Here is a 13,837-nt window from a genome sequence, read left to right as displayed (position 1 = left end):
ACCAAGCAGCCCGCTGCGCTTGTCATGCGGCAAGTACACGCTGAATCGCTTCGTGCTATCCTTTTCCTCACTTTCGTAAGGAGGACATCATGCCCGCTTCCCACGACACCTACACCCGTCAGCAAGGGTTGAAAAACACCTATGACGTCGAATACACGGCGCTGCGCTACCGGATTTCCCTGGACGGCTGAGTGCTGAAAGACATTCAACTCGATATCCACAACACCCCCGCGCTCGATCCGGACGCGGCATGGTCGCGTGCCGTGTCCGATATCGAATTCCTGCGCGGAATGCCTGAACACTAGCCGCTAAGGCCGCAGCTACTGAATCACTGGCCGGCCACCATCGCACCGGCCTGGGCGGCGAACCATGGCTGCATGCGGCGGATGGCCTCGGCGATTTCCTGCGTCGATACCGCAAAGCTGAAGCGGATGAAACGCTTGCCTTCGACCGGATCGAAATCGATCCCCGGCGCTGTCGCCACGCCCGTGTCGTTGAGCAAACGCTTGCAAAAGTCCAGGCTGTCGTCGGTCAAGTGCGCGATGCTGGCGTAGATGTAGAACGCGCCGTCCGGCGGCGCGATGGCGTTCAGGCCCAGTCCCGGCAACGCGTCCAGCAGCAGGCGGCGGTTCTCCTTGTACACCGTCAAGTGGCCTTCGAGCTCGTCGAGCGCGTCGAAGGCGGCTAGCGCCGCGTGCTGGCTCAGCGACGGCGCCGTCAGGAACATATTGCCGCAGTAGGTCCAGGTGCGGTCGATGTGTTCGGCCGGCACCAGCAGCCAGCCCAGGCGCCAGCCGGCCATGCTGAAGTATTTGGAGAAGCTGCTGACGACCAGCGCGTCCGGCGCGTAGGCCAGGATGGTTTGCGCCGGTTCCACGTAGCTCAGGCCGTGATAGATCTCGTCCGAGATGATGCGGATGCCGCGCGCCTGGCACACCCTGGCGATGGCCTCCAGCTCGTCGGCGGCGATGATGGTGCCGGTCGGATTGGCCGGGCTGGCGATGATCACGCCGGCCGGGGCCGGTTCGATCGCCTCCAGCGCGGCGGCGGTGAGCTGGAAGCGGACCTCGGCGCCGCAGGCGATTTCCACCGGCTCCATGTGCAGCGCCTTGAGCGTGTTGCGGTAGGCGACGTAGCCGGGCCGCGCCAGCGCGATGCGGTCGCCCGGCGAGAACAGCGAGTTCAACGCCAGCACCAGCGCCGGCGAGGCGCCGCACGTCATGACGAAGCGGCTGGCATCGACTTTGATGCCGTAGCGCTCTTCATAGAAGCGCGCCAGGCGCTCCTTCAGCGGAGTGCTTTCCCAATAGCCCATGTTGTCGGCGTCGAGCACCTGATGGGCCTTTGCGATGGCCGCCTTCGGCGCGCCGGTCGACGGCTGGCCGAATTCCATGTGGATGATCGAGCGCCCCTGCGCCTTCAAGGCGTGGGCGAGGCGGCTGATGCCGACGGCGTGAAACGGGTCGAGTTGCGCTTGCATGGATGTCCGATGGTCGGGAAAGTCCAATAGTGTAAGGCAAAACGCACCCCATCGGCGTCGGGCTGGGCTGGTAGTAAGTAAGCTGTGCACTTGCTATACTGTTACCTGCTGAACACAGATTATGGGAACCAGTTTTGCGGGCGATGACGATACGATGGAGACGGTGGGGCTTGGGCGTGGCCGGCGCGGTGGGGGTGTATGCGTTGGCGGGCGGCTGGGCGTTGCCGTGGTTAATCAAGCGTCAGATTCCACAATTTGTCGAAGCCGAGTTGGAGCGTAAAGCCAGCATCGGCGACGTCAGTTTCAATCCATTCACCTTGCGCCTGGAAGCGAAGGATGTGCGCCTGACCGAGGCCAACGGCGCGCCGCTGTTCGGCGTCGGCGCGCTGGCGGTGGAGATGCAGTGGCGTTCTCTCGTGCGCCGTGCGTGGAGTCTGGCCGAGATCCGCGTCACCGCGCCGTCGCTGCAGCTGGCCATTTCGCCCGACGGCAAGTTCAACATCGCGCAATTGATGGAGACGCTGGACAAGCGCAAGAAGGACGACAGCGACAGCGGCATGCCGCGCCTGATCGTCGAACATTTCGCGCTCGAGCAAGGCAAGGTGGAGATGCACGACCGCCATGCCGGCTACAACGACACGTTCACCCCCATCGCTTTCGAGCTGAACCATCTGAGCACGCTGCCGGATGAGAACGGCAACTACACCTTGAGCGCCGACGCCGGCCTGGGCGGCAAGCTGCGCTGGAAGGGCGCGGCCGCGCTCAATCCAATCGGCGGCAGCGGCGTGCTGTCGCTGGAGAATGTCGCGTTGCCGGGCATGTCGACGTATCTGAAGTCGTTCATGCGGGTGGTCGTCGGCGACGGCCGGCTGTCGGCCAAGTTGCCCTATCAATTCGCCTACAAGGACGGCAAGCTGGACGCTAGTCTGATCGGCGCCAGCCTGGCGTTGAACGATCTGGCGATCCAGCATGCCGGCGGGGCTGCCCCGTTCGTCAAGCTGAAGTCGCTGGCGGTCAGCGGCGTCGGTGTCGATCTGAATAAACGTTCGGTGGAGGTCGGCGGGCTGGATTTGAAGGGCGGCGCATTGGCGCTGCGGCGCGATGCGCAAGGCCGGATCGACCTGGCGAATTTGATGGTGCCGGCGTCCGCTTCCGCTGGGACGACGGCCCCTGCGCCTGAAAAGCCGGCGCCGAAGGAAGAGAGCGGCTGGAAGGTGCGCTTCAAGCAGATCGGCCTGGACGACATCGCCGTCAGCGCGCTCGACGAAACCGCCAGCCCCGCGCTCAAGATCAGCACCGACAAACTGAAGCTGAAGTTGCAATTGCAGCTGGAAACCGCCGCGCAGGGTCTCAAACTGACCATCGACGATGCCGCGTTCTCGATGGACAATCTGGCGCTGGTCGGCGGTGCGATGACGCCGTTGAAGCTGGCTCGGCTGGGCTTCGAGGACGGCGCGCTCGATCTGGCCGCGCGCCGTCTCAGCCTGGGACGCCTTTACGCCGACGGCGGCGTGCTGGACCTGTCGCGCGACAGCGCCGGCCGGTTCCTGTTCCTCGACCGTTTGCCGGGCGCAGGCTCGGGCGCAACCCCGGCCGCGTCATCGGCGGCTGTCAAATCAGGTGAGGGCGCCTGGACTGCCTCCGTCAAGACTGTCGAGCTGAGCAAATTCGGCGCGGTCTATGCCGACGCGAGCACCGGCATCAAAGCCAATCTTCAGGACTTCAATCTGAAGCTCGCCGACGTCGGCAGCGACCTGAAAAAACCGCTGGCGTTTGAAGGCGGCGTAGGCTTGCGGGAAGGCGGACAACTGACGGCGAAGGGCAGGGTGGTCCCGGCCACCGGCGCCGTCGATGCCGAGCTGAAGCTGACCAGGCTGGCGCTGGCGCCGGTGCAGCCGTTGCTGAGCAAGTACGTCAAGCTCAAGCTGGCCGACGGCAGCGTTTCCGGGGAGGGCCGCCTGCGTACCGGCGCCGGTGGCAGCAGGGCCAATCCCGCCGTGCGCTACGATGGTTCGTTTGAGGTCGCCCAGCTGGTGCTTGACGAAGAAGACAACGACCACTTCGCGCGCTGGAAGTCGGTGCGCGCCGACAAGCTGGCGCTGAGCGTGTCGCCGAATCTGCTGGATGTCGCCGAGTTGCGCGTAATCGAGCCGAACGCGATCCTGATCATCGAGGACGATCGCAGCTTGAATGCGCAGCGGCTGCTGGTGAAAAAGTCCGAACCGGCACCGGTCGCGGCGACGCCGTCGTCCGCGTCGTCCGCGCCCGCCGTCAGCGAGCCGTTCCCGATGCGCATCCGCCGTGTGCGCTTCCAGAACGCCAAGCTGGACTTCACCGATTTGAGCCTGCGTCCGCAGTTCGGCGCCAAGATTTATGAGCTCAGCGGTCTGATCACCGGCCTGTCGTCGAAGGCCGACGCGCGCAGTCAGATCGAGCTCGACGGCCGCGTCGACGATTTCGGCTTGGCGCGCATCCGCGGGCAGTTGAATCCGTTCGTCCCGGCGGACAACACCGACGTCAATGTCGTGTTCAAGAACGTCGACATGGTGTCGGCGTCGCCGTACTCGATGAAGTTTGCCGGCTACAAGATCGCGCAGGGGAAAATCTCGCTCGACCTGCAGTACAAGGTGCGCAACAGCCAGCTGGAAGGCAACAATCAGATCGTGCTCGACAACCTGACCTTGGGCGAACGCATCGACAGTCCGGACGCGATCAAGCTGCCGCTGGAGCTGGCACTGGCCATCCTCAAGGACAGCAACGGCCGCATCGACCTGGGCGTGCCCGTGTCGGGCAATATGAACGATCCGCAATTCAGCTACGGCGCGTTGGTATGGAAAGCCATCGGCAACGTATTGAGCAAGGTCGCGCTGTCGCCGTTCCGCGCGTTGGGCAATCTGTTCGGCGTCAGCGGCGACAAGCTGGACGCTGTCGACTTCGATGCCGGCAGCGACACCGTGTTGCCGCCCGAGCGCGAGAAGCTGCGCCAGGTGGCAAAGATTTTGGCGAGCAAACCGCAGTTGAAGCTGTCGGTGCCGGGACAATACAACGAGACGGCCGATGGCGCCGCGCTGCGCATGCAGGCGGTGCGCCGCCTGGTGGTGACGCGGGCGGAAATCAAACTGGCGCCGGACGAACAGCCAGGGCCGCTCGATATCGGCCAGCGCAAAGTGCGCGGCGCCTTGCGCGACCTGTATGCCGAACGCTTCGGGGCTGCCGAGCTGGATAAGCAGAAAAAGGCGGCCGAGGGCGCAGCCGCCGCCAAGCCGGCGGCTGCTGCCGTAGACGACGAGGCCAAGGGTGCCGATGCTGTGGCGCAGAAGAAGCTGCCGGTATTGCAGCGGCTGGGCAAGATCGTGCAGGGCGAACCGCAGGTGGCCGACGCCAGCGCCTTCTACGGTAAATTACAGGAACGCCTGGAGCAAAGCCAGCCGTTGCCGGACGGCGCCCTGCTGGAGCTGGGGGCCAAGCGCGCCGCCGCAATCGTGGCGGCGCTGAAAGAGGCGGGCGTCAACACCGCCGCAATACAGGCGGGCGCGCCGGAGAAGACCGATGCCGCCATCGGCAAGCCGGTCGCGCTCAAGCTGGGATTGGCCGCGAAATAGATGACCGCTGACAAATCCCACGTTGGCGGCGGCGCGCTGCTGGCCGGCTTCGCGCTGCTGTGCAGCCAGCTGTCGCTCAATGTTGGCGCGGCCGTCGCCAAGCATTTGTTTCCGCTGATCGGTGTCGAGGGTGTGACGGCTTACCGCGTGGGCTTCGCCGCGTTGCTGATGATGGCCGTGTTCCGGCCGTGGCGCACGCCGTTGACGTGGCCGCAGGCCTGCAATGTCGCCGTCTACGGCAGCGTGATCGGGTTGATGAACCTGATGATTTACCGTTCGTTCAATCTGATACCGCTGGGGATTGCGGTGGCGATCGAGGTGGCGGGTCCCTTGACGGTGGCGGTGCTGTCGTCGCGCCGGCCGCGCGATGTGGTAGCGATCGCGCTGGCGGTGGCCGGCTTGTACTTTCTGCTGCCGATCCACGGCCATGTCGATCAACTCAATCCGGTCGGCGTCGCCTACGCGGCTGGTGCCGCGGTGTGCTGGGCGCTGTACATCGTGTTCGGCAAGCGCGTCTCGGTCATGCATGGCGGACAGTCGGTGGCGTGGGGCATGACGGCCGCGTCGCTGTTCATCTTGCCGGTCGGCGCGTGGTACTCGGGTTCCGTGTTGTTGACGCCGTCGTACATGGCGATCGGCCTGGCGATCGCCGTGATGTCCAGCGCGTTGCCGTACACCTTGGAGATGCTGTCGATGCGCAATCTGTCGTCGCGCACGTTCAGCATGTTCAGCAGCGCGGCGCCGGCGCTCAGCGCCTTGGCGGGCATGCTGCTGCTCGGCGAACATCTGACGGTGACGCAGTGGCTGGCGATCGCCGCCATCGTGATGGCGTCGGCGTTGACCACGTTGAGATAACTCAAATTGGCTCAGCTTGCCAGAGGCCGCAGCGTAAGCCTACCATGGTCGTATGGACCTCGACCTCAGACTGGCAAAGATAGAAAGCAGACTCGACAAGCTTGAAGAGTTTGCCATCGAGACGCGCGAACGGCTTGCAAAAATTGAGGCACGTTTGGAGCAAATGGCGACTAAAGCTGATCTTGCCGAGCTTAGCGCTACGCTGGTCAAATGGATCGTCGGCATGGCGGTTGGCATGAGTGTTGCGGCTGTCACGGTCATGACGTTTGTGATGAACAACGCGGTGCCTAAAGTACCGCCAACACCTCCGCAGACGCCGGCGCCAATCATCATCCAGATGCCACCTTACCGATAGCGTTGCTTTTCATGCTAGATCGTGGCAGCATGGTCGCTTCATCCAGGAGGAGCCATGCAAGTCGCCCGCGCCCAACAACCCATCGCCGCCGCCGCCGTCACGCTGGTCGTCTGGATCGGCTGCATCGCGTCGTTTTTGCCGCCGCTCAGCAAGTACACGACGAGCTCGGTTCCCCTGATGATCCTGGCTGGACTCGGCATCGCGGTCAGCGCCATCCTGCACCTGATTTTTGTCGGCGTCGCCGCCAAACGCCTGGGCCGCTCGCCCGCCTTGTGGGTGGTGATCGCGCTGTGCGGCTTTCCGATCGCGTCGATCATCGGCCTGATCCTGTTCGAATGGTTCAGCGACGAGAAAAACCAGTCGCCCGCATGAGTCGTTGCCAGCGTGCTTGCCAAGGCGCTTGCCAACATCTGAACTGATGGGCTAGTATGGATCCCGATGCAACATTGCATCGACGTCGCTCGGACGGTTCCGGGCGCTTACGTGAGATCTCCATGACTGACACCCAAACTCCGCGCAGATTTTCGCGCATCGATCGCCTGCCTCCCTACGTTTTCAATGTCACCGCCGAGCTCAAGCTGGCGGCGCGCCGTCGCGGCGAAGACATCATCGATATGTCGATGGGCAATCCCGACGGCGCCACGCCGTCGCACATCGTCGACAAGCTGGTCGACACCGTCCGCCGTCCCGACACGCACGGCTACTCCGCCTCCAAAGGCATCCCGAGGCTGCGGCGCGCGATCACCAAGTGGTACAAGACCCGCTACGAGGTCGACTTCGATCCGGACTCGGAAGCGATCGTCACGATCGGTTCCAAGGAGGGCCTTGCGCACCTGATGCTGGCCACCCTGGACGCCGGCGACACCGTGCTTGTGCCGAACCCGAGCTATCCGATCCACATCTGGGGCGCGGTCATCGCCGGCGCCAACATCCGCTCGGTGCGCATGACGCCCGGCGTCGACTTCTTTGACGAACTGGAACGCGCGGTGCGCGAAAGCTACCCGAAGCCGAAGATGATGATTCTCGGCTTCCCGTCGAACCCGACCGCGCAGTGCGTGGAGCTGGAGTTTTTCGAACGGGTGGTGGCGCTGGCCAAGCAGCACGACATCCTGGTGGTGCACGACCTGGCCTACGCCGACATCACCTTCGACGGCTGGAAAGCGCCGTCGATCATGCAAGTGCCGGGCGCGCGCGACGTGGCGGTGGAGTTTTTCACCATGTCGAAGAGCTACAACATGGCCGGCTGGCGCATCGGCTTCATGGTCGGTAACAAGGAACTGGTGGCGGCGCTGGCGCGCATCAAGAGCTACCACGACTACGGCAGCTTCACGCCGGTGCAGGTGGCCGCGATCGCCGCGCTCGAAGGCGACCAGAGCAGCGTCAGCGAGATCTGCGCGATGTACCAGAGCCGCCGCGATGTCCTGCACAAAGGACTGTGCGAAGCGGGCTGGCCGGTCGACAAGCCGAAGGCGTCGATGTATATCTGGGCGCGCATACCGGAAGCCTACCGCCACCTCGGTTCGCTGGAGTTCTCCAAGTTGCTGCTGGCCGAGGCCAAGGTGTGCGTGTCGCCGGGCATCGGCTTCGGCGACTACGGCGATGAATATGTTCGCTTCGCCTTGATTGAAAACGAGGCGCGCATACGCCAAGGATTGCGTGGCATCAAAGCCATGTTGCGCAAAATGATGGAATAAATCTGCGCGCTCTTTAAGCCGCATCAAATGCGTGGTCCGATGCGGCAGCTAATGTAGCTCCTGAACCAACACAGGAGCTCCATTATGCCCCCACTGCCTATCGGTGACAGCACGCGGCGCTTGATCGCCGCCGTTAAAAAACTCGAGAACACCTTGAACACGGTCGGCCTGCCCCGTTTCGTGGCGCGCTTGCCCGTATGCTGGCTGTGCTGGCACTACTGCCGCACGCTGGACCAGAAAATCGTCCGCATCCGCCGCATCGCCGGCAAGTTCGAGCAGTGGCTGCCGACGATACGCGACTTCGGCAAGGAAGGGCCGGCGCAGCTGGAATTGATCGATGTCGATCACAGCATGCGCGACGATATAGAAGTGACCAAGAAGACGATGTGGGAACTGCGCGGCTATTGCATCGACGTCGGCCGCATGTTCGAGCAGCTCGGCTACCAGTCGCAGGGACTGAAACGCCGCCAGGCCATTTTCCTGCAAGTGCTGGAGACGTCTTGCGTATCGGCCAGCACCATGCAGGAAGCGCTGGTGGCGCATGACACCGCGGTGCTAGCCGTTTTGCGGGCCCAGCAGACGCACGAGCGGGAGCGTGCGGCGGCCGGGTACGTGTCTTGAGTGTGAAAGCCCTTTAAAACCCTTCCAGCACGATCTTGCCCTTGGCGCGATTGCTCGCGAGCAGGGCGTGCGCCCGCTTCAGGTTGGCGGCATTGATCGTGCCGAAACGTTCCGCCAAGGTCGTTTTGAGGACGCCGGTGTCGACCAGCTTGGACACATCGTTCAGCAGTTCATGCTGCTTCTGGATGTCGGCCGTGTTGAACATCGAGCGAGCGAACATGAACTCCCAATGCAACGAGGCGCTCTTGCGCTTGAGCAGGCGCACGTCGATCGCGGCCGGGTCGTCGATCACCGCGACCTTGCCTTGCGGCGCCAGAACTTCGACGATCGCGGCCCAATGGTCGTCGGTGTGGGTCAGGCTGGCGACATAGGTCACCGGTGGCAGGCCAAGACGGGCGATTTCTTCGTTCAACGGCTTGCTGTGGTCGATCACATGGTGGGCGCCCAACTCCTTTACCCAGGCAGCCGTGTCCGGACGCGAGGCGGTGCCGATGATCGTCAGGCCCGTCAACTGGCGCGCCAGCTGCACCAGGATCGAACCGACGCCGCCCGCCGCGCCGGTCACCAGCAGCGATTGTCCTTGCACGCCTTTGTCCCGGCTCACTTCCAGACGGTCGAACAGCAACTCCCACGCGGTGATCGCGGTCAGCGGCAGCGCGGCAGCCTGGGCGAAATCGATATTCTTCGGCTTGTGGCCGACGATGCGCTCGTCCACCAGATGCAGTTCGCTGTTGGTGCCCGCACGGGTCAGGTCGCCGGCGTACCAAACTTCGTCGCCCGGCTTGAACAATGTGACGTCCGGACCGACCGCCTTGACCACGCCGGCCGCGTCCCAGCCGATGACCTTGTCCTCGCCTTCTGCCGGCGCCACGTTGGCGCGAATCTTGACGTCGACCGGATTGACCGAAATTGCTTTGACTTCGACCAGCAGGTCGCGGCCCTGGGCTAGCGGCGTTGGCAGCTCGATGTCGATCAGCGCATCGGCATCGTCGATGGGGAGGGGCTTGCGGTAGGCAACGGCTTTCATGAACTTCTCCTATAAATGGTATGGGAGTATCATCATTTATTTCGTGGCACGGAAAAAGGGGCGCCTCAGCGAAACACTTTCAAAAAAACGAGGAAAATGCTGCGACTTGATGATTTGACTGTTTTTGTCCGCACCGCCGACCGTGGCAGCTTGTCGGCGGCGGCGCGCGAACTGGAGATTTCTCCGGCGCTGGCCAGCGCGGGGGTAAAGCGACTTGAGCGGGAGCTCGGCCTGCGTCTGTTCGCCCGCACCACGCGCTCGCTGCGGCTGACGGAGGAGGGCGAGCACTATCTGCGGCACGCGCGCGAAGCGCTGCGGTTGTTGAAGGATGGCCACGACGCACTGATCCAGGGGCAGGAGAGCCTGGGCGGGACGCTGAAGATTTCGATGCCGTCGGATCTGGGGCGCAATATGCTGGTCGGCTGGCTGGACCAGTTCCAGGCGCAGTATCCCAAAGTGAGCTTTCAGCTCAGCATCAGCGACAGGGTCTCGGACATGTACCGGCAGCCGGTCGACATCGCCATCCGATACGGCCGGCAGGAGGATTCCAGTCTGATCGCGCTGCCGCTGGCGCCGGACAACCGTCGCGTGCTGGTGGCCTCGCCCGACTACATCAAGCAGCATGGCAGGCTGACCGAGCTAAAGGATCTGGCGCGGCACAACTGCCTGCGCTTCATGCTGGAGGATGTGATCCATGACCGCTGGAGTTTTTACGCGCATGCCGACAGCGAAGCGATGGCTATCCACGTCAACGGCAACCGCAGCGCCGACGACGCCGACTTGGTGCGGCGCTGGGCGGTGGCGGGACTTGGCGTGGCCTACAAATCGCGGCTCGATCTGCGCGACGACATCCGTAGCGGGCGCCTGCACATCCTGATGCCGGACGTGCTGGGGGAGCCGACGCCTTTGAATATGCTGTGCATGCACCGCTCGCAGATCACGCCGACGGTGCTGCAACTGCGGGATTTTCTGCGCGCCCAGTGTGAAAAAGCGTGATAAGCGTAATGCCGTGTATCTCCGCAGGCGTGGCAGGACTTAAAAATTCGCTTAAAAAGTCATTAAAGCAACAGCGCGCACACTTGCAGTGATAGCAAAACCCCTTAACATAGCTTCATGGCGTGCAATGTTGCTTGTCATTGAACTGCGCCTCAACAGCTGGTTGGGCGCGTTCGACGGCGGGGCTGCGGCAAGATGCATCTGTCTGATGACGGCTCGCCAGCTGCCAGATCCAGGTGAGGAGCGCGAGCGAGGTCGCGGCATCGGCCGGCCTGTCTTGCGACTGGATAGGGCAGCTGGCACCGGCAACCATTAGTGCGCCTTCGACAGGATCAACAGCCAGCGGCGGCACAGCAGAACCTCAAGGTGACCGGCTTGCACGCCGGTGTCGCATTCGATGACAGGATTGACCGCGTAGTAGCGCTTACGGAAATCACGGCAAACCAGCAATTCGCGTTTGCCCATGCGGACCAGGAAGGAAGTAGGCATATATTCCAGGCCGAAGCGGGAGCTGAAGCTGTTATTAACTGTTGTCATGACATTTTCCTTTTGGGAGAAGCGTTTAACGAGGAGTTCAGAATAGCATAAGTACTGTATGAATAAACAGGTACTGTGTAAATAAACAGTAAATTCGTTGTTTCGTAGTTTTTCCGCCAACTTCAACGGCCACCTATCCGGGAGCACCAAATTTTCAGCAAATCCAAGCGTTTCATCGAGGCAAGACTGTCGCCAGAGGGCGAGTTCGGCCTGCACCTGACCGTTGGCGTTCTTTTGATGGTGTTCGCCGTCTCCATTTTCGGCCACCTGGCGTCCGAGGTCATGGGGCAGGAAGAGATCACCGTCCTCGACCTGCACATCGCCAACTGGTTCAACGCCAACCATTTCGAGCCGATGACCAGCATCATGATGGCGATAACGACTGTCCACACGATGCCGGGCGTGATCCTGATGGCGTCCGCGTTCGGCTACTTTTTGTGGAAGCGGGGCCAGATTTATTGGATCTGGGCGCTGGTGCTCAGCGTACCCTGCGGCATGCTGCTGAACGTGCTGCTCAAGGTCACCTTCCAGCGCAGCCGTCCCGTGTTCGAGGAACCCCTGGTCACATTGGCGACGTACAGCTTCCCCAGCGGGCACGCGTCGGCCGCGACCCTGTTCTACGGCTTGGTTGCGTGCTATGTGATGATCGCCCGCAAGGGCTGGAGTGTGCGTTTAGGCACAGCCGCGGCCTGTACAGTGATGATACTGTTGGTGGCCTTCAGTCGCGTCTATCTCGGCGCACACTATCTGAGCGACGTGCTTGCCGGCATGGCGGGCAGCGCGGCGTGGCTGACGATTTGCATTACGGGGATCTCCACGCTGCGCCGCCGGCGCGAGGCGAAAAGCTTATCGAACAATTCCGGGGGAATGCTCTGAACAGTATTGTAGTCATCGTCAACGCCAGCGCCGGACAAGGCTACTGCGGCGGCTGGTCCGCCGCGCTGGCGGAAAAATTCCGCGCGCAGGGCGCCGAGGCGGATATCACATTGGCCAAAAGCGGCGAGGAAATGATCGCCCGCGCGAGGCGCGCCGTGTCCGACGGCGCCCCGGTCGTCGTGGCCGGTGGCGGCGACGGCACCATCAACGCGGTCGCGTCCGCGCTGGTGGGCAGCCAGACCCGCCTGGGAGTGCTGCCGCTCGGCACCTTGAATCACTTCGCCAAGGATTTGAACATCCCGCTGGACCTCGACGAGGCGGTCGCCAATGCGGTGCATGGCGTGCTGGCGCAGGTCGACGTTGGCGAGGTCAACGGCCGCATCTTCCTCAACAACTCCAGCCTCGGCATCTACCCCGACATCGTGCGCGACCGTGAAAAGCAGCAAAAGCATCTGGGGCGCAGCAAGTGGCACGCGTTCGCGCGCGCCGTGTTCGTCTCGGCGCGGCGTTTTCCGTTCATGAGTGTGCGGCTCAAGATCAACGGCAGCGAGCACTTGCGCCGCACGCCGTTCGTCTTCATCGGCAACAACGAATACATGCAAGGCCTGACCATGGGCGAACGCGAACGGCTCGATAGCGGCAAGATGTATTTGTACGTCGCGCAAAAGCCCACAAGGCTGGGCCTGCTTCGCTACGCCATCCACGCCTTGTTCGGGCGGCTGTCGGAGGCCAAGGATTTCGACGTGCTTTCGTCCAGCGATCTGGTGATCGAAACGCGCCACCGCCAAATACGCGTCGCCACGGACGGTGAAGTGACCGTGATGACTCCGCCATTATGCTATCGTTCCAGGGCCAAGGCACTGAACGTGATCGTCCCTGTCGTGCCGGCCACGTAGGAGGGGAAGCATGCGAACTATCGTCCATTTGTCGGACCTGCATTTTGGCAGGGTCGACCACGCCTTGCTGGCGCCGCTGCAGGAACTGACCGCCAGGCTGGCGCCCGATGTGGTGGTCGTCTCCGGCGACCTGACGCAGCGCGCCAAGACCGAGGAGTTCAAGGCCGCGCGCGCCTTCCTCGACACCTTGCCGGGGCCGCAGATCGTGGTGCCGGGCAATCACGACATCCCCTTGTACAACGTCGCCACGCGGTTCCTCACGCCGCTGCGCAAGTACACGCGCTACGTGACCCTGGATCTGGCGCCGGAGTATATCGACGACGAGATCGCCATCCTCGGCATCAATACCGCGCGTTCGTTGACGTTCAAGGACGGGCGTATCAACGATGAGCAGGTGGCGCAGATGCGCCAGCGCATGAGTGCGGTCAATCCCAACCTTACGCGCATCATCGTCACGCACCATCCGTTCGATTTGCCCGAGACGTTCGACAAGGACGACCTGGTCGACCGCGCACCGATGGCGATGCGGGCGTTTTCCGAATGCGGTGTGGATCTGCTGCTGGCGGGGCATTTGCATGCGAGCCACGCGGGCAACAGCGAAAAGCGCTACAAGCTCAGCGGATACGCCGCGCTGGTGGTGCAGGCCGGCACGGCCACGTCCACGCGCGGCCGCGGGGAATCGAATTCATTCAATGTGATCCGTGTGGATGCGGAGCGGATCGAGGTGGACCGCTATAGTTGGGTCGACGGCACCGGCAGTTTCGAGCGCGTGATGACCGAGTGCTTCCAGCGCATCGGTGAAGCGTGGCACCTGGCCGCAAAGGCTTGATACCAATCCGGGGTCATGATACCAATCCGGGGTCAGGTCCACCATTTCTACACGAGCCCATCCGATGAT

General features: G+C 62.8%; 13 protein-coding genes. 10 read left to right on the top strand and 3 right to left on the bottom strand.

Annotated features, from left to right (window positions below; translation table 11 throughout):
- Window positions 1-328: 328 nt before the first annotated feature.
- The gene (locus NHH73_21900) at window positions 329-1,480 is read right to left on the bottom strand and encodes an aminotransferase class I/II-fold pyridoxal phosphate-dependent enzyme (protein ID USX25239.1); all 1,152 of its coding nucleotides are present in this window, start codon (window positions 1,478-1,480) and stop codon (window positions 329-331) included.
- A 143-nt stretch (window positions 1,481-1,623) separates the two neighbouring features.
- Between NHH73_21900 and NHH73_21895 the strand changes: the two genes are divergently transcribed.
- The 6 genes from NHH73_21895 (at window position 1,624) to NHH73_21870 (ending at window position 8,607) form a co-directional block, all read left to right on the top strand.
- On the top strand, window positions 1,624-5,082 hold the full coding sequence (locus NHH73_21895) for a DUF748 domain-containing protein (protein USX25238.1): 3,459 nt from the start codon (window positions 1,624-1,626) through the stop codon (window positions 5,080-5,082).
- Window positions 5,083-5,937, top strand: coding sequence for an EamA family transporter (locus tag NHH73_21890; protein USX25237.1), 855 nt, complete (start codon window positions 5,083-5,085; stop codon window positions 5,935-5,937).
- 52 nt (window positions 5,938-5,989) lie between these two features.
- Window positions 5,990-6,292, top strand: coding sequence for a hemolysin XhlA family protein (locus NHH73_21885; protein USX25236.1), 303 nt, complete (start codon window positions 5,990-5,992; stop codon window positions 6,290-6,292).
- Window positions 6,293-6,346: 54 nt separating this feature from the next.
- Entirely contained in the window at window positions 6,347-6,664 is a 318-nt protein-coding gene (locus tag NHH73_21880; GenBank protein ID USX25235.1) for a hypothetical protein, read from the top strand.
- Between the two features lie 122 nt (window positions 6,665-6,786).
- Window positions 6,787-7,986, top strand: a complete 1,200-nt coding sequence (gene alaC / locus NHH73_21875; protein ID USX25234.1) for an alanine transaminase — start codon at window positions 6,787-6,789, stop codon at window positions 7,984-7,986.
- 84 nt (window positions 7,987-8,070) lie between these two features.
- Window positions 8,071-8,607, top strand: coding sequence for a hypothetical protein (locus NHH73_21870; GenBank protein ID USX25233.1), 537 nt, complete (start codon window positions 8,071-8,073; stop codon window positions 8,605-8,607).
- A gap of 13 nt (window positions 8,608-8,620) precedes the next feature.
- On the opposite strand, the gene NHH73_21865 is transcribed toward NHH73_21870, so the two are convergent.
- On the bottom strand, window positions 8,621-9,634 hold the full coding sequence (locus NHH73_21865; protein ID USX25232.1) for a zinc-binding alcohol dehydrogenase family protein: 1,014 nt from the start codon (window positions 9,632-9,634) through the stop codon (window positions 8,621-8,623).
- A gap of 96 nt (window positions 9,635-9,730) precedes the next feature.
- On the opposite strand from NHH73_21865, the gene NHH73_21860 reads away from it, so the two are divergent.
- Window positions 9,731-10,630, top strand: a complete 900-nt coding sequence (locus NHH73_21860; GenBank protein USX25231.1) for a LysR family transcriptional regulator — start codon at window positions 9,731-9,733, stop codon at window positions 10,628-10,630.
- A 312-nt stretch (window positions 10,631-10,942) separates the two neighbouring features.
- Here the strand turns inward: NHH73_21860 and NHH73_21855 are convergent, their stop codons facing one another.
- Window positions 10,943-11,167: a hypothetical protein gene (locus NHH73_21855; GenBank protein ID USX25230.1), complete on the bottom strand. Its 225-nt coding sequence runs from the start codon at window positions 11,165-11,167 to the stop codon at window positions 10,943-10,945.
- 237 nt (window positions 11,168-11,404) lie between these two features.
- Here NHH73_21855 and NHH73_21850 point away from each other — a divergent pair, with 237 nt between their 5' ends.
- The 3 genes from NHH73_21850 to NHH73_21840 are packed head-to-tail and all read left to right on the top strand — an operon-like array spanning window position 11,405 to window position 13,768.
- Window positions 11,405-12,043, top strand: coding sequence for a phosphatase PAP2 family protein (locus tag NHH73_21850; GenBank protein ID USX25229.1), 639 nt, complete (start codon window positions 11,405-11,407; stop codon window positions 12,041-12,043).
- On the top strand, window positions 11,953-12,939 hold the full coding sequence (locus NHH73_21845) for a sphingosine kinase (protein ID USX25228.1): 987 nt from the start codon (window positions 11,953-11,955) through the stop codon (window positions 12,937-12,939). The genes NHH73_21850 and NHH73_21845 overlap by 91 nt, the downstream gene beginning before the upstream one ends.
- Window positions 12,940-12,949: 10 nt before the next feature.
- Complete coding sequence (locus NHH73_21840; GenBank protein USX25227.1) at window positions 12,950-13,768, top strand: metallophosphoesterase; 819 nt, start codon at window positions 12,950-12,952, stop codon at window positions 13,766-13,768.
- Window positions 13,769-13,837: the final 69 nt, after the last annotated feature.

The organism is Oxalobacteraceae bacterium OTU3CINTB1 (assembly GCA_024123955.1).
In the GTDB taxonomy this organism is placed as follows: Bacteria; Pseudomonadota; Gammaproteobacteria; order Burkholderiales; family Burkholderiaceae_D; genus Rugamonas.
This window is presented reverse-complemented; position numbering and strand designations above follow the sequence as displayed.

Coding starts and splice junctions, on each gene's coding strand:
- NHH73_21890 (USX25237.1), top strand. CDS start 5,083: ATGACCGCTGACAAATCCCACGTTGGCGGCGGCGCGCTGCTGGCCGGC.
- NHH73_21900 (USX25239.1), bottom strand. CDS start 1,480: ATGCAAGCGCAACTCGACCCGTTTCACGCCGTCGGCATCAGCCGCCTC.
- NHH73_21895 (USX25238.1), top strand. CDS start 1,624: ATGACGATACGATGGAGACGGTGGGGCTTGGGCGTGGCCGGCGCGGTG.
- NHH73_21880 (USX25235.1), top strand. CDS start 6,347: ATGCAAGTCGCCCGCGCCCAACAACCCATCGCCGCCGCCGCCGTCACG.
- NHH73_21855 (USX25230.1), bottom strand. CDS start 11,167: ATGACAACAGTTAATAACAGCTTCAGCTCCCGCTTCGGCCTGGAATAT.
- NHH73_21870 (USX25233.1), top strand. CDS start 8,071: ATGCCCCCACTGCCTATCGGTGACAGCACGCGGCGCTTGATCGCCGCC.
- NHH73_21885 (USX25236.1), top strand. CDS start 5,990: ATGGACCTCGACCTCAGACTGGCAAAGATAGAAAGCAGACTCGACAAG.
- NHH73_21860 (USX25231.1), top strand. CDS start 9,731: ATGCTGCGACTTGATGATTTGACTGTTTTTGTCCGCACCGCCGACCGT.
- NHH73_21865 (USX25232.1), bottom strand. CDS start 9,634: ATGAAAGCCGTTGCCTACCGCAAGCCCCTCCCCATCGACGATGCCGAT.
- NHH73_21850 (USX25229.1), top strand. CDS start 11,405: ATGGTGTTCGCCGTCTCCATTTTCGGCCACCTGGCGTCCGAGGTCATG.
- alaC (USX25234.1), top strand. CDS start 6,787: ATGACTGACACCCAAACTCCGCGCAGATTTTCGCGCATCGATCGCCTG.
- NHH73_21840 (USX25227.1), top strand. CDS start 12,950: ATGCGAACTATCGTCCATTTGTCGGACCTGCATTTTGGCAGGGTCGAC.